The 18,005-nt window shown below is 61.1% G+C and carries 10 protein-coding genes; 5 read left to right on the forward strand and 5 right to left on the reverse strand.

Going from position 1 to position 18,005, the window contains the following annotated elements; genetic code table 11:
• Window positions 1–219: 219 nt before the first annotated feature.
• Both BXU06_RS07415 and BXU06_RS18115 read right to left on the reverse strand, forming a co-directional pair.
• Window positions 220–1,311 carry a ribonucleotide-diphosphate reductase subunit beta gene (locus BXU06_RS07415; protein ID WP_077298269.1) on the reverse strand — a complete coding sequence of 364 codons (1,092 nt, stop codon included), beginning with the start codon at window positions 1,309–1,311 and terminating at the stop codon, window positions 220–222.
• A gap of 184 nt (window positions 1,312–1,495) precedes the next feature.
• A complete protein-coding gene (locus BXU06_RS18115; protein ID WP_253189548.1) occupies window positions 1,496–5,473 on the reverse strand; it encodes a ribonucleoside-diphosphate reductase subunit alpha in 3,978 nt (1,325 codons plus the stop codon).
• Between the two features lie 565 nt (window positions 5,474–6,038).
• On the opposite strand from BXU06_RS18115, the gene typA reads away from it, so the two are divergent.
• Window positions 6,039–7,853: a translational GTPase TypA gene (typA, locus tag BXU06_RS07425; protein WP_077298273.1), complete on the forward strand. Its 1,815-nt coding sequence runs from the start codon at window positions 6,039–6,041 to the stop codon at window positions 7,851–7,853.
• Between the two features lie 130 nt (window positions 7,854–7,983).
• On the opposite strand, the gene ubiG is transcribed toward typA, so the two are convergent.
• Both ubiG and BXU06_RS07435 read right to left on the reverse strand, forming a co-directional pair.
• Window positions 7,984–8,682, reverse strand: coding sequence for a bifunctional 2-polyprenyl-6-hydroxyphenol methylase/3-demethylubiquinol 3-O-methyltransferase UbiG (gene ubiG / locus BXU06_RS07430; protein ID WP_077298275.1), 699 nt, complete (start codon window positions 8,680–8,682; stop codon window positions 7,984–7,986).
• Between the two features lie 235 nt (window positions 8,683–8,917).
• Window positions 8,918–10,231, reverse strand: coding sequence for a TRZ/ATZ family hydrolase (locus tag BXU06_RS07435; protein ID WP_077298277.1), 1,314 nt, complete (start codon window positions 10,229–10,231; stop codon window positions 8,918–8,920).
• Window positions 10,232–11,230: 999 nt separating this feature from the next.
• Here BXU06_RS07435 and BXU06_RS07440 point away from each other — a divergent pair.
• From BXU06_RS07440 to BXU06_RS07455, 4 genes are all read left to right on the forward strand, one after another.
• Window positions 11,231–12,340 (forward strand): ABC transporter ATP-binding protein, encoded by a 1,110-nt coding sequence (locus tag BXU06_RS07440; RefSeq protein ID WP_077298279.1) that lies wholly within the window; start codon window positions 11,231–11,233, stop codon window positions 12,338–12,340.
• A gap of 60 nt (window positions 12,341–12,400) precedes the next feature.
• Complete coding sequence (locus BXU06_RS07445) at window positions 12,401–13,438, forward strand: ABC transporter substrate-binding protein (protein WP_077298281.1); 1,038 nt, start codon at window positions 12,401–12,403, stop codon at window positions 13,436–13,438.
• Between the two features lie 160 nt (window positions 13,439–13,598).
• On the forward strand, window positions 13,599–14,858 hold the full coding sequence (locus BXU06_RS07450; protein WP_077298283.1) for an ABC transporter permease: 1,260 nt from the start codon (window positions 13,599–13,601) through the stop codon (window positions 14,856–14,858).
• A 10-nt stretch (window positions 14,859–14,868) separates the two neighbouring features.
• Window positions 14,869–15,699 carry an ABC transporter permease gene (locus BXU06_RS07455; protein ID WP_077298285.1) on the forward strand — a complete coding sequence of 277 codons (831 nt, stop codon included), beginning with the start codon at window positions 14,869–14,871 and terminating at the stop codon, window positions 15,697–15,699.
• A 191-nt stretch (window positions 15,700–15,890) separates the two neighbouring features.
• On the opposite strand, the gene BXU06_RS07460 is transcribed toward BXU06_RS07455, so the two are convergent.
• A complete protein-coding gene (locus BXU06_RS07460) occupies window positions 15,891–17,924 on the reverse strand; it encodes a methyl-accepting chemotaxis protein (RefSeq protein WP_171982148.1) in 2,034 nt (677 codons plus the stop codon).
• Window positions 17,925–18,005 lie beyond the last annotated feature (81 nt).

Below are 18,005 nucleotides of genomic sequence, written 5' to 3' on the forward strand. Positions count from 1 at the left end.
GTGTGCGCGGTGGGCATGGCGCAGGTAGCGCTGATGAGCGCTCACCCCGCTGTGCGCTGTGGACACGCCTGGATTCCCGCCTGCGCGGGAATGACGCGGTGGGGCGCGGCGAGTGGTTCGTCGTGGAACGTGAGCCATCGTGTTTCAACGTGACTGGCTACTAGCGCAAGACTGCTGTAGCGTGCGCCAACCCTTGGCAGGCTGGCACATGGCCGGTTATCAATCCCAGCTCAACGCCCCACCGCTCTGATATTCCGTCACCCGCGTTTCAAAGAAATTCTTCTCTTTCTTCAAATCGATCATCTCGCTCATCCACGGGAACGGGTTATTTTCTCCTGGGAACAGCTCGTTCAGCCCGATCTGGGTCATGCGGCGGTTGCAGATAAAGCGCAGGTATTCCTTGAACATCGGCGCATTCAGGCCCAGCACGCCGCGTGGCATGGTGTCTTCGGCGTAGGCGTATTCCAGGTCAACGGCGTGGCGGAACAGCTCGGTGATTTCGGCCTTGAAGGCTTCGGTCCACAGTTGCGGGTTTTCCAGCTTGATGGTGTTGATCAGGTCGATGCCAAAATTGCAGTGCATGGATTCGTCGCGCAGGATGTACTGGTACTGCTCGGCGGCACCGGTCATCTTGTTCTGACGGCCCAGGGCGAGGATTTGCACAAAGCCGACGTAGAAAAACAGGCCTTCCATGATGCAGGCAAACACGATCAGCGATTTCAGCAGCTGCTGGTCGGTTTCCAGCGTGCCGGTTTTGAATTCCGGGTTGGTCAGTGCGTCGATAAACGGAATGAGAAATTCATCTTTATCACGGATCGACTGCACTTCGTGGTAAGCATTGAACACTTCGCCTTCATCCAGGCCCAGGCTTTCCACAATATATTGGTAGGCGTGGGTGTGGATGGCTTCTTCAAATGCCTGGCGCAGCAGAAACTGGCGGCATTCCGGCGCGGTGATCTGGCGGTAGGTGCCCAGCACGATATTGTTGGCGGCCAGGCTGTCGGCGGTGACAAAAAAGCCCAGGTTGCGCTTGACCAGCCGGCGTTCGTCGTCGGTCAGGCCGTTGGGGCTTTTCCACAGTTCGATGTCGCGCTGCATATTCACTTCCTGCGGCATCCAGTGGTTGGCGCAGGTGGCCAGGTATTTTTCCCAGGCCCATTTGTATTTGAACGGCACCAGCTGGTTGACGTCGGTCTGGCCGTTGATGATGCGTTTGTCCACGGCGTTCACCCGGCCTGTGCCGTGGGCGGTCAATCCATTGGGGGTGGCGGTGGCGGAGGTGGCAAAGGCGTCATCAAAGCGCAGGTTCATGGTCAGGGGAGCTCCAGATAAAAAGTGTGGTATGTCGGTGATTCAGGTTTCGCGGTCGCCGCTGGGTGAGCGACGGGTCGATGGGTAAGCCGGCTGGGTGCAGTCGGCTTACCCATCGGCAGCGCACTGGGGCACGCTGCCGGAGGGCTGCGCCCGCGCGGCAGGCGCGCGGGTGAGCGGGTGCTTACTGGCAAGCCTCGCAATCCGGGTTGTCGATGCTGCAGAACTTGGCATCGGTGGCCGGCAGGTCGGCGTCGGTCTGGCTGGCCTGGTATTTCTCCGGGGCGGTGGCGGTCATGCCGCCGCTGATTGGCACGGCGTTGAGTTCGCCGCCACGGCCAGTGGATTTCTCGGCGCTGGATGCCGACAGGGTGCGCAGGTAGTAGGTGGTTTTCAGGCCACGTACCCAGGCGTGCTTGTACAGCTCATCCAGCTTCTTGCCCGAGGCACCGGCCATGTACAGGTTCAGGCTTTGCGCCTGGTCGATCCACTTTTGCCGGCGGCTGGCGGCTTCCACCAGCCAGCGCGGGTCGATTTCAAACGCGGTGGCGTAGATGTCGCGCAGGTCGGCCGGAATGCGGTCGATGCGGCTGACGTTGCCGTCAAAGTATTTCAGGTCGGCAATCATCACTTCGTCCCACAGGCCGGCGGTTTTCAGGTCGCGCACCAGGTAGTCGTTGACCACGGTGAACTCGCCGGACAGGTTGGATTTGACGAACAGGTTCTGGTAAGTGGGCTCAATGCTGGCCGACACGCCAATGATGTTGGCGATGGTGGCGGTGGGGGCAATGGCCACGCAGTTGGAGTTGCGCATGCCGTAGCTGGCAATGCGGCTGCGCAGCGCGGCCCAGTCCAGGGTTTCCGAGCGGTCCACGTCCAGATAGCCACCGCGCTCGGCAGCCAGCAGGTCGATGCTGTCCTGCGGCAGGATGCCACGATCCCACAGGCTGCCCTTGTACGACGGGTAGCGGCCACGTTCTTCGGCCAGTTCGGTGGAGGCCCAGTAGGCCTGATAGCAGACGGCTTCCATCGAGCGGTCGGCAAATTCCACGGCGGCAGGCGAGGCGTAAGGAATGCGCAGGGTGTGCAGGCAATCCTGGAAGCCCATGATGCCCATGCCCACCGGACGGTGTTTCAGGTTGGCGTTGCGGGCTTTTTTCACCGGGTAGAAGTTGATGTCAATCACGTTGTCGAGCATGCGCATGGCAGTGCGCACGGTGCGCGCCAGCTTGCCATGGTCAAGCTGACCATTGCTCAGGTGGTTGACCAGATTCACCGAACCCAGATTGCACACGGCAATTTCGTTGTCGTTGGTGTTCAGGGTGATTTCGGTGCACAGGTTGGAGCTGTGTACCACGCCCACATGCTGCTGCGGGCTGCGGATATTGCACGGGTCCTTGAAGGTGATCCACGGGTGGCCGGTTTCAAACAGCATGGTGAGAATCTTGCGCCACAGGCTCAGCGCCGGCATTTTTTTCGCCACGCGGATTTCGCCACGCTCGGCGCGGGCTTCGTAGCGCGCATAAGCTTCTTCAAAGGCGCGACCCGTCAGTTCGTGCAGATCGGGTACTTCGGAGGGCGAAAACAGCGTCCAGTCGGCCCCGTCCATCACCCGCTTCATAAACAGGTCGGGAATCCAGTTGGCGGTGTTCATGTCGTGTACGCGGCGGCGGTCGTCGCCGGTGTTCTTGCGCAGTTCGAGAAATTCTTCGATGTCGGCGTGCCAGGTTTCCAGGTAGGCGCAGACCGCGCCCTTGCGCTTGCCGCCATTGTGCGCCAGGCCGGCCACGGTGTGATAAGACTCGTCGGCGTCCACTTTCAAATCCACCACCAGTGCCTTGGGGGTAATCGGACGCACGGCGCGCACCCGCGAGAACACCATGCCCTGGTGTTCAATCCAGTGATGTTTGGCCAGCGCCTGGCATCCCAGGCGGGCGGCCAGTTCCGGCACAGCCGGAATACGCAGGTCGATGCTGGTGGATTCGCCGTCAAAGCGCGCCACCGAGCCGTCACTGCGCACGCCTTCGTGCTGATGCTGGCGGGTGCGTTTCTGGCCGGATACCGGCACGCCCAGGCGCAGCATCTGGTAGCGCAGGCCATACGCCAGTGCTTCAGAAGCGGAGGTGAAGGTCAGTTCCTTGCCGCGCGATACGCAGCCATCGGTTTCCAGCAAGCCTTGCACCAGCGCCAGCGTGTGCGCACGCGGCAGGTGCGAGAGGCGGCGGGCAATGCGCTTGGCGTGGTTCTGGTCGTACAGGTCATCGTAGCTAAACGGCAGGGTTGGTGCGCCAGCGCCGGTGATGCGGCCTGTGGTGCCATCGCGCAGCACACCCTGACCAGCCGCCCAGTGGATTTGTACATAGCTGTCGCCGCGCGCGGTTTCCCAGCTGTGGATGCCATGCGCAAGCAAGTAGGTGCGCACAAAATCCAGGTGCGCATCGCGCTGCGGATGGCCAGACACGCCCCATTGCATGCCATCTTTGGACAGATGACCATCGCCCAGCAAAATGCCGTACAGGCGGGCATCGTCTTCGCTCAGGTCGGGCACCGGTACAATTTCACGCGGGATGGCAAAGCCAATGTAGTCGCCAGCAGACAATTTGCCGGATTCCACCCAGGCTGGCTTGACCTTGCCCTTGGTCAGCGCGGCCTGAGTGCGATGGCCGGCCTGCCCCATCGGCACACCTTGCAGCGCCCAGAACGGGTGGGCATCGGTCACTTGCAGCGGCTCGATGCTGTGCTTGACGTCCAGTTCCAGCATCGGGTCGGTCTGGTTGTACACCATGCGCTCGGTCACTTCACGGTACTGGCCGCTGTGGCCCAGCACCAGGTCGCCAGGGCGGATGTCGCGGATGGGGCGCACGCCGTCGGCGGTTTGCACCAGCGTGTCGGGGGCAAAGCATTGGTTCACCGCCACGGCGGTGTCATTCACCACTTTCAGGAACGGCACCACGCCTTGCGATTTACCATTGGTGCCCTTGATATGGCTGCCCATGGCGCGCACGGGCGTCCAGTCGTTGCCCAGGCCGCCGGCAAACTTGGACAGCAGGGCGTTTTCCTTGATGCCTTCGTAAATGCCATCCAGATCGTCGGCAATGGTGGTCAGGTAGCACGACGACAGCTGGCTGCGGCGGGTGCCGGCGTTGAACAGCGTCGGGGTGGACGACATGAAGTCAAAGGTGGACAGCACATTGTAAAACTCGATGGCGCGGGCTTCGCGGTCGATTTCGTTCAGCGCCAGGCCCATGGCCACGCGCATGTAAAACGCCTGCGGCAGCTCGATGCGCTGGCCGTCGATATGCAGGAAGTACCGGTCGTACAGGGTTTGCAGGCCCAGATAGCCAAACTGGGTGTCGCGGCTGGCCACCAGCGCACGGCCCAGGCGTTCCAGATCGTATTCGCCCAGTTTTTCGTCCAGCAGCTCGGCGGCGATGCCACGCTTGATATAGCGGGGGAAATAGTCGGCGTAGCGCTCGGCCATGCTTTCCTGGCTGACGGTTTCACCGAGGATTTCCAGGCGGATGCTGTTGAGCAGCAGGCGGGCGGTCACCAGATTGTACGCCGGGTCTTTTTCGATCATGGCGCGGGCGGCCATGATGGCAGACTTGTTGACTTCGTCTTCGGCCACGCCGTCGTACAGGTTTTTCAGGGTTTCCGACAGGATGTGCTCGGCGTCGGTGTCGGCTTCCAGCCCGCTGCATGCCGATTTGATCAGCGCTTTCAGCGCGGCCACGTCGAGCAGCTCCAGGCTGTTGTCGGCTTTTTGCACATTGATGACGTGGGCCACGTCGGTTTCGCCGCGCAGCGCACGCTGGCGCGAGCGTTCTTCGCGGTACAGCACGTAGGCACGCGCCACGTCGTGTTCGCCCGAGCGCATCAGTGCCAGTTCCACCTGATCCTGGATTTCTTCAATGTGGATGGCACCGCCTTCCGGCTTGCGCCGCATCAGCGCGCCCACCACTTGTTCGGTCAGGTGAGCGACTTGCTCGCGGATACGGGCCGACGTGGACCCCTGGCTGCCGGCCACGGCCAGAAAGGCCTTGGACATGGCCACGGAAATCTTGCCTGGCTCAAATGCCACCACGCTGCCATTGCGGCGGATGGTTTTGAAATTGCCATAGGGGGTGTCGGTAGCGGGCAAAGCGTCGCTCGTGCTGTACATGGATCGGGATTCCTTCGTCATCTATCTGGGGTTGCCGGCCAGATGGGCCGGCCAGACCGTCACGCCTGTGGATAAAGGTGTGGACGGAATGTGCAGTATTTGCGCGATAAAACACAAGATGTGTTGGCGCGGTGGCTGCACAACCACAAATGCTAGTGGTTTGTTGGCGCAGATACAAGATTGACTTTTTGCCCGGTTTGCGGGCCAGCCCCTGCCAGATGGGCAGAATCTCCATTGCGGCAAGTACTTGCCGGCTTGTGACCAATAATGACGGGATGGCACAAAATTTTACCCAGGGTCAGTTCGCCGCACGCGGGCTGTTGTTTTCTTGCGACGCGGCAGAAAAAGCCCCAACAGGCACCCAATCTGCCACCCCCCGCCTTGGCCGCCGGGTGCCCGGCAGCCACCATGCCATGGGTCAGGCGCGCCACCCAAATGCCAGGCAACCGGCGCGGCAAACCACACGCCCAGGCCCCTGACTGGGAAATATTGCTGTTTGCCCTCGTTGCAGCGCGACATGCTGTGCTACAATTGCGCCTATTTTTCTCCACGCATTGAACCACTTATGTCCCGTAATCTGCGCAACATCGCTATCATCGCCCACGTTGACCACGGCAAGACCACCCTGGTTGACCAACTCCTCCGCCAATCCGGCACCTTCCGTGACAACCAGCAGGTTGATGAACGGGTGATGGACTCCAACGACCTGGAAAAAGAGCGCGGCATTACCATTCTGGCCAAGAACACTGCCATTGATTACCAAGGCACCCACATCAACATCGTGGACACCCCAGGCCACGCCGACTTCGGCGGCGAAGTGGAACGTGTGCTGGGCATGGTGGACGGCGTGGTGCTGCTGGTGGATGCGCAGGAAGGCCCGATGCCGCAAACCCGCTTTGTGACCAAAAAAGCCCTGGCGCTGGGCCTGCGCCCGATCGTGGTGATCAACAAGATCGACCGTCCGGGTGCCCGTCCGGACTGGGTGGTGGACCAAACCTTCGACCTGTTCGACAAGCTGGGTGCCACCGACGAGCAGCTGGACTTCCCGATTGTCTACGCTTCCGGCCTGAACGGCTTTGCCAAAATGGAGCTGGATCAAGAATCCAGCGACATGCGTCCGCTGTTTGACGTGGTGCTGGCCCATGTGCCCACCCCGCCGGGCGACCCGGATGCGCCGCTGCAACTGCAAATCTCCGCACTGGACTACTCCACCTACACGGGCCGCATGGGCGTGGGCCGCGTGCTCAATGGCCGCATCAAGCCGGGTCAGCAAGTGGTGGTGATGAACCACGAAGACCAGGTGGCACAAGGCCGCATCAACCAGGTGCTGGGTTTCCAGGGTCTGGACCGTGTGCCGGTGGAAGAAGCCGTGGCCGGCGACATCATCATCATTTCCGGTCTGGACGACATCGGTATCGGCGTCACCATCTGTGACAAGGAAAGCCCGATTGGCCTGCCGGTACTGGGGGTGGACGAGCCGACCCTGACCATGGACTTCATGGTGAACACCTCGCCGCTGGCCGGCACCGAAGGCAAGTTTGTCACCAGCCGTCAGATCCGCGACCGTCTGACCAAGGAACTGCTGGTCAACGTGGCACTGCGCGTGGAAGACACCGAAGATGCCGACGTGTTCCGCGTGTCGGGCCGTGGTGAGCTGCACCTCACCATCCTGCTGGAAAACATGCGCCGCGAAGGCTTTGAAATGGCCGTGGCCAAGCCGCGCGTGGTGTACAAGGACATCGACGGCCAGAAGTGCGAGCCGTATGAAAACCTGACCGTGGACGTGGAAGATGCCACCCAGGGTTCGGTGATGGAAGAGCTGGGTCGCCGTCGTGGCGAGCTGACCAATATGGAATCGGACGGCCAGGGCCGTACCCGTCTGGAATACCACATTCCGGCGCGTGGCCTGATTGGCTTCCAGGGCGACTTCATGACCATGACCCGTGGCACCGGCCTGATGAGCCATGTGTTTGACGATTACGCCCCGGTGAAGCCGGACATGCCGGGCCGTCACAACGGCGTGCTGATTTCCCAGGATAACGGCGTGGCCGTGGCCTACGCACTGTGGAAGCTGGAAGACCGTGGCCGCATGTTCCTGGCACCGGGCGACAAGCTGTATGAAGGCATGGTGATTGGCATCCACAGCCGCGAAAACGACCTGGTGGTCAACCCGATCAAGGGCAAGCAGCTGACCAACGTGCGCGCCTCGGGCACCGACGAAGCCGTGCGTCTGACCACGCCGATCAAGCTGACGCTGGAATCTGCCGTGGAGTTCATCGACGACGACGAACTGGTGGAAATCACCCCGCAATCCATCCGCATCCGCAAGCGTCACCTGAACGAAAACGACCGCAAGAAGGCCGTGCGCGGCCTGCTGTAATCTGCCGCTTAGCCCCCCTCACCGTTTCTGGTTTCAGGGGGGGGCGCAAGGGCAGGATTCAGGATTGCGGTAAAAACCCCCAGTTCCGGTGTGCCGGACTGGGGGTTTTTACCGATGGTGCGCTGCCGGTTCAGGGCCGTTGGCAGGCCAGCAGATAATTCACCTGGCTGTCTTCGCCCAAACGGTAAACCTGGCTGAGCGGGTTATAGCTCATGCCGGTGATGTCGCACACGTCCAGCCCGGCATGGCGGGCCATGCGCGCCAGTTCGGACGGCTTGAGAAAGCGGGCGTATTCGTGGGTGCCGCGTGGCAGCATGTTCAGCACATACTCGGCCCCGAGCACCGCCAGCGCATAGCTTTTCAGATTGCGGTTCAGCGTGGAAAAACACACGGTGCCGCCGGGTTTCACCAGCGTGGCGCAGGCGCGCACCACGCTTTGCGGGTCGGGCACGTGCTCAAGCATTTCCATGCAGGTCACCACGTCAAACTGGCCGGGCAGTTCTTCGGCCAGGTCTTCCACTGCCACACAGCGGTAGGCCACTTGCACGCCGGATTCCAGCGCGTGCAGTTGCGCCACTTTCAGCGATTTTTTGGCCAGATCAATACCCAGCACCTCGGCACCGGCGCAAGCCAGCCCTTCGGACAAAATCCCGCCACCGCAGCCCACATCCACCACCCGCTTGCCGGCCAGACCGCCGGCCTGCTGGCTGATATAGTCCAGCCGCAGCGGGTTGATGTCGTGCAGCGGCTTGAATTCGCTGCTGGTGTCCCACCACTTGTGGGCCACCTGGCTGAATTTTTCCAGTTCAACCTGATCGACGTTGCTCATCGTCGCATCCTCAAAAAACATCGGTAAAAGAATCAGGCGTCAGCATGCCGGATGATTGTCTTGCGCGTGCTGCGCTGGCGCAAGACTGGGGCAGTTAGGGATGCGCTGATTTATTCAGAAAAATCGTGTTTGCCAAAATCAAAACCTAGCAAAATCAACAACCTGGATTCCCGCCTTCGCGGGAATGACGATTTTTTCAGCGTATCCTTAGCGCCTAGCCCCGTTCCTGCTCCACTCAACCGGCAATCTTCACCCGCCAGGCTTCGGCTTTGCCCAGCAACTCGGCTTCGTTCACCGTCAGCAGGCTGCGCTCGCGCAGCAGGGCGCGGCCTGCCACCCAGACGTGGCTGACCTGTTCGCGACCGGCGGCGTACACAATATGCGAAATCGGGTCGAAGGCCGGGGCGGTTTCCAGGCTGCCCAGGTCCAGGGCAATCACGTCGGCGTCTTTGCCAACGGCCAGGCTGCCGGTGCGCTCAGCAATGCCCAACGCCTTGGCACCATTCAGCGTGGCCATGCGCAGTGCAGTGGCAGCAGGGACGGCGGTGGGGTCCTGGGTGCCCACCTTGGCCAGCAACGCGCTCATCCGGGTATCGGCCAGCATGTCCAGCTTGTTGTTGGAGGCGGCACCGTCGGTACCAATGCCGACATTCACCCCGGCAGCCAGCAGTTTTTGCACCGGGGCAATACCGGAAGCCAGCTTCATGTTCGAGGTCGGGTTATGCGCCACCGATACACCGTGATGGGCAGCCAGGGCAATCTCGTCGTCGTTCAGGTGCACCATATGCGCGGCCACCAGGCGCGGCGACAGCAGGCCCAGCGCGGCCAGGCGCGCCAGCGGGCGAACCTTGTGCTCGGTCAGGCTGCCGGCAATTTCGTCCTGGGTTTCGTGGATATGGCAGTGAATCGGCATGTCCAGCTGGTCGGCCAGGGTGATCACCTTGCGGAAGGTGGCGTCGCTGACGGTATACGGCGCGTGCGGGGCCAGGGTGAAGGTCACCAGCGGCTCGCCGACAAACTCATCGCGCTCTTTCAGGCCCTTGGCAATGTAGTCGTCGGCGTTCAGGCCATAATTGGTGGGAAATTCCAGAATCGAGCACCCCACAAAGGTACGCATGCCCGACGCCAGCCCGGCGCGCGCCACCGCCGAGTTGTAAAAGTACATGTCGTTGACCGTGGTGGTGCCGCTGCGAATCATCTCGGCCATGCCAATCAGCGAGCCTTCATAGACAAATTCGTCTGACACATGTTTGCCTTCGGCTGGCCAGATATGGTTTTGCAGCCAGTCCATCAGCGCCAGGTCGTCGGCGTAGCCGCGCAGCAGGGTCATGGCGGCGTGGCAGTGCAGGTTGACCAGGCCGGGCATCAGCACATGGCGATCCAGGCGCACGGTTTCCTTGGCGCTGACCGCCGCCACGCCTTCCGGCGGCACAATCGCCACGATTTTGCCATCGCGGATGGCCAGGGCGTGGTCGGCGAGCACTTCGCCATCGGTTTCAACGGGAACAATCCAGCGGGCCTGGATCAGCAGGTCTACGGTCAGGGACATGATGGCCTTGGTGAGAATAATCAGTAAAAGGTGGGCGGACGACTCACCCACGCCGGCAGTGGCTGCCAGGGCAAACGGGTGAATGAAACAGGCCGAATTTTACCTGAATCTGCCCCAGGAGGTGAGCCGCGACCGATCAGGCTGGCGGCATGCGCTGGGCCAGACTAGTAGCCAGTCACGTTGAAACACGATGGCTCACGTTCCACGACGAACCACTCGCCGCGCCCCACCGCGTCATTCCCGCGCAGGCGGGAATCCAGGCGTGTCCACAGCGTACAGCGGGGTGAGCGCTCATCAGCGCTACCTGCGCCATGCCCACCGCGCCCGCTGTGGCGCGGTCTGGGTTCCCGCCTTCGCGGGAACGACACCTGAGGTGAAACTCATGCCGAAAGCGCTCTAATCGCCTGTCAGTCGATTCAGATCATGGTGACTGGCTACTAGGGGCATCTGGTGCGGTGCCATGGGTTTGTCTTGGTCGGTTTGGTGCAGATTTCGCGGGGTTTTGCCCGATCTGTCCCGCCATGCGGGCCGGATGCGCCTGGATCAAACGCATGTTTGTTGCATTCTTGCTACAGAAGGGTGTTTGATTAATTCAACGCTTTATGAATTTATATTCATTTAAAATGCCCATTTTTGGTGCGTTTACGCACAAATAACGGGCGCACCCCCCGTATTTCTACCGAATTTCGTCGATAAGCTGGGTGGGTGAGTGGGCCTAGGGTGTTTAATGGATCAGCGTTTTGATAAATTTATTAAACACTCGCCGTTTTCTGGCATGCTTCTCGCTCTAAGCCCAGCCGTTGAGGCAACAGAGAGCAAACACCGCTTGACCCTCTGGCGGCAGGGCAAAAAGGCAGTGCTGATTTTCCGGTGAAGCCGGTTAATATCACCGCCAAGACGCTTTACAAGCGTGACTGCATCCCCGTAATCTTGCCTCACAAAAATAGAACATGATTCCGCATTGCGGAACAGCCGCTACCCCTAGAGGAGATCATTTCAGTGTCCGTAGCCTCCCCTGCTTCCGATGTGCTGGTCAGTTTTCGTGGCGTGCAAAAAAGCTACGATGGCGAAAACCTTATCGTCAAACACCTCGACCTCGACATCCGTCGTGGCGAATTCCTTACCCTGCTGGGGCCGTCCGGCTCGGGCAAAACCACCTGCCTGATGATGCTGGCCGGCTTTGAAACGCCCACCGCCGGCGAAATCCGCCTGGACGGCAAGCTGCTTAACCGCGTGCCACCGCACAAGCGCAACATCGGCATGGTGTTCCAGAACTATGCGCTGTTTCCGCACATGACCGTGGGCGAAAACCTGGCCTACCCGCTGAAAATCCGCAAACTGGCCGCCGGCGACATTGACGCCAAGGTCAAGCGCGCACTGGGCATGGTCAAGCTGGACAAGTTTGCCAACCGCTACCCCGGCCAGATGTCTGGTGGCCAGCAGCAGCGCGTGGCGCTGGCGCGGGCACTGGTATTTGAACCGCAGCTGGTGCTGATGGACGAGCCGCTGGGCGCGCTGGACAAGCAGCTGCGCGAACACATGCAGCTGGAAATCAAGCATATCCACGAAACCCTGGGCGTGACCGTGGTGTACGTTACCCACGATCAGTCCGAAGCACTGACCATGTCCGACCGCGTGGCGGTGTTCGACAAGGGTGAAATCCAGCAGATTGACACGGCCAAGGCGCTGTACGAAGCGCCGGTCAACAGCTTTGTGGCCAGCTTCATTGGCGAAAGCAACGCCCTGAGCGGCAAGGTGGACAGCGTGGCCGATGGCTTCTGCCGTGCCAGCCTGCCGGGCGGCAGCAGCGTGAGCGCCCGCGCCGTGTGTGTGGAGCGCGCTGGCCAGCCCACTACCCTGTCGATTCGTCCGGAGCGGGTGATGCTGGGCGCACGCAGCACCGACTGCGCCAACCGCTTTGACGCCACCATTGCCGAATTCATTTATCTGGGCGACCACCTGCGCCTGCGCCTGGACTTTGCCGGCAACAGCGGCTTTATGGTCAAGGTGCCGGTGCCGGAAGTTGACCCGTCCTGGCAGGTGGGCGACCGCCTGAGTATTGGCTGGCGCGCAGAAGATTTGCGAGCGCTGGATCCGCTGGCCATTTGATGTTGTACCTGTTGTATCCCCTGCACTAAATCCCACTGTCCCTCAAGAGGAGAGAACCGCATGAAAAAAATGATTCAGCTGGCTGCCGTGGCAGCTGTCGCCACCGCCTTTGCCGGTCAGGCTATGGCGCGTGATCTGGCTGTCGTGTCGTTTGGCGGCGCCAATAAAGAAGCTCAGGTGGCAGCGTTTTATCAGCCGTTTGAAAAAGCCACCGGCCAGAAAGTGGTGGGCGTGGATTACAACGGTGAAGTGGCCAAGGTCAAAGCCATGGTGGAAACCGGCAAGGTAACCTGGGACGTGGTGGAAGTCGAATCCCCGGAAGTGCTGCGTGGGTGTGACGAAGGCATCTACGAAAAGATCGACCCGAAACTGATCGGCGGCAAGGCAGCCTTCCTGCCGGGCACCGTGTCTGAATGTGGTGTGGGCATTTTTGTCTGGTCTACCGCCATTGCCTACAACGCCGACAAGCTGAAGGCTGCGCCGACCGGCTGGGCTGACTTCTGGGATGTGAAAAAATATCCGGGCAAGCGCGGCCTGCGCAAGGGTGCCAAGTACACCCTGGAATTTGCCCTGCTGGCTGACGGCGTAAAGCCGGCGGACGTGTACAAGGTGCTGGGCACCAAGGCTGGCGTGGAACGCGCCTTCAAGAAGCTGGACCAGCTCAAGCCGAGCATCCAGTGGTGGGAAGCCGGCGCACAGCCGCCGCAATTCCTGGCGTCTGGTGATGTGGTGATGAGCTCGGCCTACAATGGCCGCATCGACGCCGCCCAAAAAGAAGGCAAGAACCTGAAAATCGTCTGGAATGGCTCGATCTGGGACATCGACTCGTGGGTGATTCCGAAGGGCTCGCCGAACAAGGATCTGGCGCTGAAGTTTGTGCAGTTTGCCAGCAAGCCGGAAAGCCAGAAGAACTACTCGCACAAGATTGCCTACGGCCCGACCAACAAGGCCGCTACCGGCATGATCGACCCGAAAGTGCTGCCGACCCTGCCGACCGCACCGGCTAACCTGAGTGGCGCGCTGGGCATCAATGTGCAGTTCTGGGTTGACCACGGCGAAGAGCTGGAAGAGCGCTTCAACGCCTGGGCGTCCAAGTAATCCCGTCCCGCCCTGACCGGCGGGGAATTTCACCGGCTGGCCTGGCTGGCCGGATGAAATTGCATCATCTGTCTTAGGGAAGCGGTGGGGCCGCTTCCCGTCGGAGCCCCGTCGGGGGGCGGGGCTCCGGCACCTCCAGCCAAGATTGGAACGCCTGTTCATGAATAGCCTGACTGCTGATACCCCGCTGATTGCCGCCGATGGCGTGCCGCTGGCGGTAAAACTCAAGCGCGCCGAACGGCGTAAAAAAATCCGCGCCGCCTTGCTGGTGGCACCGCTGGCGGCATTTTTGCTGGCCACCTTCATTCTGCCGATTGCCTTGCTGCTCTATCGCAGCGTGGAAAACGGCGAGGTGCCCGCTGTGGTGCCCAAAACCGTGGCCGCACTGGCCCGCTGGCAGGGCTCGGGCATCCCCGACGACGCCACCTTGCGCGTGTTTGCCGACGAGCTGACCGCCGCCAAGGACAATAAACCGCTGATCGGCAATGCCGCCAAGCGACTGAATATGGAAATCAGCGGCTACCGCAGCCTGCTGACCAAAACCGTGCGCGCCATGCCGCTGGATCCGGCTGCCGGCCCGCTGCGCGAGCAGTTTGTCGCCCTCGACGAACGCTGGGCCGAGCCCGATTACTGGCGGGTACTGCGCCACCACGACAGCACGCTGACTTCGTTTTACCTGGCGTCTTCGCTTGACCTCAAGCGTGGTGCTGACGATAGCCTGCACCTGGCCGGTCCGGACGAGTCGATTTATCTGAAGATTTTTGGCCGCACGCTGTGGATGAGCGCCGTGGTCACCTTTTTCTGCTTTTTGCTGGGTTATCCGCTGGCCTACTGGCTGGTGAACCTGCCCACCCGCAAATCCAACCTGCTGATGATTGTGGTGCTGCTGCCGTTCTGGACTTCAGTGCTGGTGCGGGTGGCGGCGTGGATTGTGCTGCTGCAAAGCGAAGGCTTGATCAATAGTGCGTTGATGGTCATGGGCTTTGTCGATTCGCCGGTGCAGTTGGCGTTCAACCGCATTGGTGTGTACATCGCCATGGTGCACATCCTGCTGCCCTTCATGATTTTGCCGGTGTTCAGCGTGATGAAAGCCATTCCGCCCACTTATATGCGCGCCGCCGTGTCGCTGGGCAGCCACCCGATTCCGGCCTTCTGGAAGGTGTATTTCCCGCAAACCGTCGCCGGCGTGGGCGCGGGCGCGCTGCTGGTGTTCATCATGTCGATTGGCTATTACATCACCCCGGCACTGCTGGGCGGTCCGGACGATCAGATGGTCAGCTACTACGTGGCGTTCTACACCAATAACACCGTGAACTGGGGCATGGCCGCCGCGCTGGGCAGCCTGCTGCTGGCCGCCACCATGGCCTTGTATGCCCTGTATGCCCGCATTGTTGGCGCCAACCGCCTGAGCTTAGGTTAAGGAGCACTGTATGTTGCAACCCTACGCGACACCCCTGGAAAAACTCTGGTTTTACGCCTTCCGGCTGTTCTGCATTGGCGTGCTGGTGTTTTTGATTTTGCCGCTGCTGGTGATCATTCCGCTGTCGTTTTCGGCAGATTCGTTCCTGATGTATCCGATCAAGGGCGTGTCCCTGCGCTGGTACGAGGCGTTTTTCACCAGCAGTGAATGGGTGAATTCGCTGAAAAACAGCCTGATTGTTGCCCCTGCGGCCACCTTGCTGGCCACCGTGCTGGGCACGGTGGCTGCCGTGGGCCTGACCAGCGCCGACTTTCCCGGCAAGTCGTTCATGATGACGGTGCTGATTTCGCCGATGGTGGTGCCGGTGGTGATTGTCGGTGTGGGCGCGTATCTGTTTTTTGCCCCGCTTGGCCTGGCCAACAGCTATCTGGGCCTGGTGCTGGTGCATGCCGCCCTGGGCGTGCCGTTTGTGGTGATTACCGTCTCGGCCACCTTGCGCGGCTTCAACCCCAATCTGGTGCGCGCCAGTGCCAGCCTGGGCGGTAACCCGGTGTATACCTTTTTCCGTATCACCCTGCCGTTGATCGCCCCTGGGGTGATTTCCGGCGGCCTGTTTGCCTTTGCCGCCTCGTTTGATGAAGTGGTGGTCACCCTGTTCCTGGCCGGCCCGGATCAGACCACCCTGCCGCGCCAGATGTTTGCCGGCATCAAGGAAAACATCAGTCCCACCATTGCTGCCGCCGCCACCGTGCTGATTCTGTTCTCCATCGTGCTGCTGCTGACGCTGGAATGGCTGCGCGGGCGCAGCGAAAAAATGCGCACCGCCGCCTCGGCGGCCTGATGTGATGCCAGGCCGGCCCGCCTCCGGAAAGGGTGGGCTGGTCTGGCGGGATTGAGATTTATCGGTTTTAACGCGTTTTTTGTTCCACGTCTCACCGTTGTCAGTTTCCCTCCTTGGCACAACCGATGCCGTCCTGTTCAACAGGGCGGATAAGGTTGTGCTTTTTTTTGGCCCGAGACGACGGGCAAGCCTTATCGCCTGAACTGCTGCAAGCCCTCGCGCAACTGCCCGGCCACCTGCTTGAGCTGATCCACATCACTGGCGTTGCTGCTGACAATCTGGTGGGTGTCTTCGGCCATCTGGCTGATTTGCTCAATGGTGCGGGTAATGTTCTGGCTGGCGCTGCGCTGTTCCTGGGTGCCACCGGCAATGTTTTGCACCATCTTGACCGCGCTGGCGGTGTGCTGGTCGATGGTGTTCAATGCCGTGCCCGCCTGTTGGGCCAGCTCCACGCCGTGGCCTACCCGGCTGCGCACCGATTCCATCCGCTCGGCGGCCCGCTGGGTGTCGGTGACAATCGCCGTGATGGTGGCGGCAATTTCCTGGGTGGAACTGGTGGTGCGTTCGGCCAGCTTGCGCACTTCGTCAGCCACCACAGCAAATCCCCGGCCCTGTTCGCCTGCCCGCGCGGCCTCAATCGCCGCATTCAGCGCCAGCAGGTTGGTCTGGTCGGCAATGTCGCGGATCACGTCCACCACGGTGGAAATTTGCCGCGATTGCTCGCCCAGCGCCAGCACGGCATCGGCGGTCAGTTGCACGTCGTCCGCCATTTCGGTCATTTCGCTGGCGCTGCCCATCACCACGGTGTGGCCATCGTGGCAGCTTTGCAGCGCATTGGCACTCAGGCTGGCCGCGTGATGGGCGTGATCGGCCACCTGGCCAATGCTGCCGGACAGTTGTTCAATCGACACGGCAATGGCCGACGCCGCCTGCGCCTGGGCACCCGCGCGCTGCACCAGGTTGGCCGAGCGCTGTTCCAGCCGCTGGGCAGATTGATTGACCTGCTCGGCAGCCTGATCGATATTGCCCACCAGGCTGCGAATCTGCCCCACCGTGGTGTTCAGCGCATGGCCCAGCCGCTGCAGCTCGTTATCGCTGTCCGCCCGGCTGTTGGCCACGCTCACGTGCAAATCGCCCTGCCCCAATGCCGTCACCGCGTTCACCACCTGGCGCAGCGGACGCAGCCGCGAGCGAATCAGCAGGCCGATCAGCAGCGCACAGAGCAGCAGCCCGCTGGCGCTGACCCCGGCCAGAATCCAGCGCAGGCGCAGGCTTTCCGCCATGAATTCATCGGTCCAGCTGCCAATCGTCACCTGAAAATTCCACGCTTTTGACCAGCCTACCACCGCCATGCGTTCCCGCAGCACCTCGCCCTGCGGCCACAGGTACTGGCGCACGCCACCGGCAAAGTGAATATTGTCCAGCGCCGACTGACGCGTCGGGCCCTCCTTGACCACCTCGCCAATCACCTTGCCCTGAAATTTCGGGTGAACAATAAATTCGCCAATGGTTTTATCATCTCCGCTGGGGCGGACAATGGTGACATAGCCGCTTTTGCCGGCCACCACGCTGCCATACAGGGTGCGAATCCGCGCCAGCGCATCGCCCAGCTCAATGCGCACCGACAGCCCGGCAAATACCCGACCCTGACTGTCTTTCAGCGGCTGGATATTGCTGAAATAATACTTGCCATTGCGCACCACCAGACCCTGATAGCCTTCGCCCCGGTTCAGCGCCAGCGCCACCGGGTCGGAGTCGGCCAGCGTGGTGCCGTCCATGGACTTGCCATCACGCTTGAGCAGGGTGCTCAGGCGATACACCTTGCCCTGCTGAAACAGCAGGATGGCGCTTTCTTCATCGGTGAGTTTCTTGAACCGCTCCAGCACCTCGTGGTTGGCGTTGAGCATGCTGCCATTCACGGTCAGGATTGGCAGGTCCACCTCGCCGGTTTTGTGCGTGCCCTCGCCCAGCCGCACCGGCCCACCGAGAAACTGCTCAAAAAAACGCAACTGCCGCGCCCCACGTGTCTTGACGCTGTCAAACTCGCTGTCCAGCCCACCCACCACCAGCTTGACTTCGTTTTCCAGCTCCAGTTGTGATTGGGCCAGCGCGGCCCGTTCAGTCAGCCAGGCAGTCACGCCGATCATCACGGCAAACACCACCACCAGCATGGCAATGGCTGGCCATAGCAACTGCCGGCTGAGTGAAAAATCCCGATAGCGCATGGTGTGCTTCTCCTTGGTTCTGTCTTGGGTTCTGTGTTGTGATGGTGTGCCGGGCCTTGGCCAAATGGGGGGGGGGGGCGG

Origin of the sequence: Aquaspirillum sp. LM1, from assembly GCF_002002905.1 — a bacterium.
GTDB lineage: Bacteria > Pseudomonadota > Gammaproteobacteria > Burkholderiales > Aquaspirillaceae > Rivihabitans.

Coding starts and splice junctions, on each gene's coding strand:
- typA (WP_077298273.1), top strand. CDS start 6,039: ATGTCCCGTAATCTGCGCAACATCGCTATCATCGCCCACGTTGACCAC.
- BXU06_RS07435 (WP_077298277.1), bottom strand. CDS start 10,231: ATGTCCCTGACCGTAGACCTGCTGATCCAGGCCCGCTGGATTGTTCCC.
- BXU06_RS07445 (WP_077298281.1), top strand. CDS start 12,401: ATGAAAAAAATGATTCAGCTGGCTGCCGTGGCAGCTGTCGCCACCGCC.
- ubiG (WP_077298275.1), bottom strand. CDS start 8,682: ATGAGCAACGTCGATCAGGTTGAACTGGAAAAATTCAGCCAGGTGGCC.
- BXU06_RS07460 (WP_171982148.1), bottom strand. CDS start 17,924: ATGCGCTATCGGGATTTTTCACTCAGCCGGCAGTTGCTATGGCCAGCC.
- BXU06_RS07455 (WP_077298285.1), top strand. CDS start 14,869: ATGTTGCAACCCTACGCGACACCCCTGGAAAAACTCTGGTTTTACGCC.
- BXU06_RS07450 (WP_077298283.1), top strand. CDS start 13,599: ATGAATAGCCTGACTGCTGATACCCCGCTGATTGCCGCCGATGGCGTG.
- BXU06_RS18115 (WP_253189548.1), bottom strand. CDS start 5,473: ATGTACAGCACGAGCGACGCTTTGCCCGCTACCGACACCCCCTATGGC.
- BXU06_RS07415 (WP_077298269.1), bottom strand. CDS start 1,311: ATGAACCTGCGCTTTGATGACGCCTTTGCCACCTCCGCCACCGCCACC.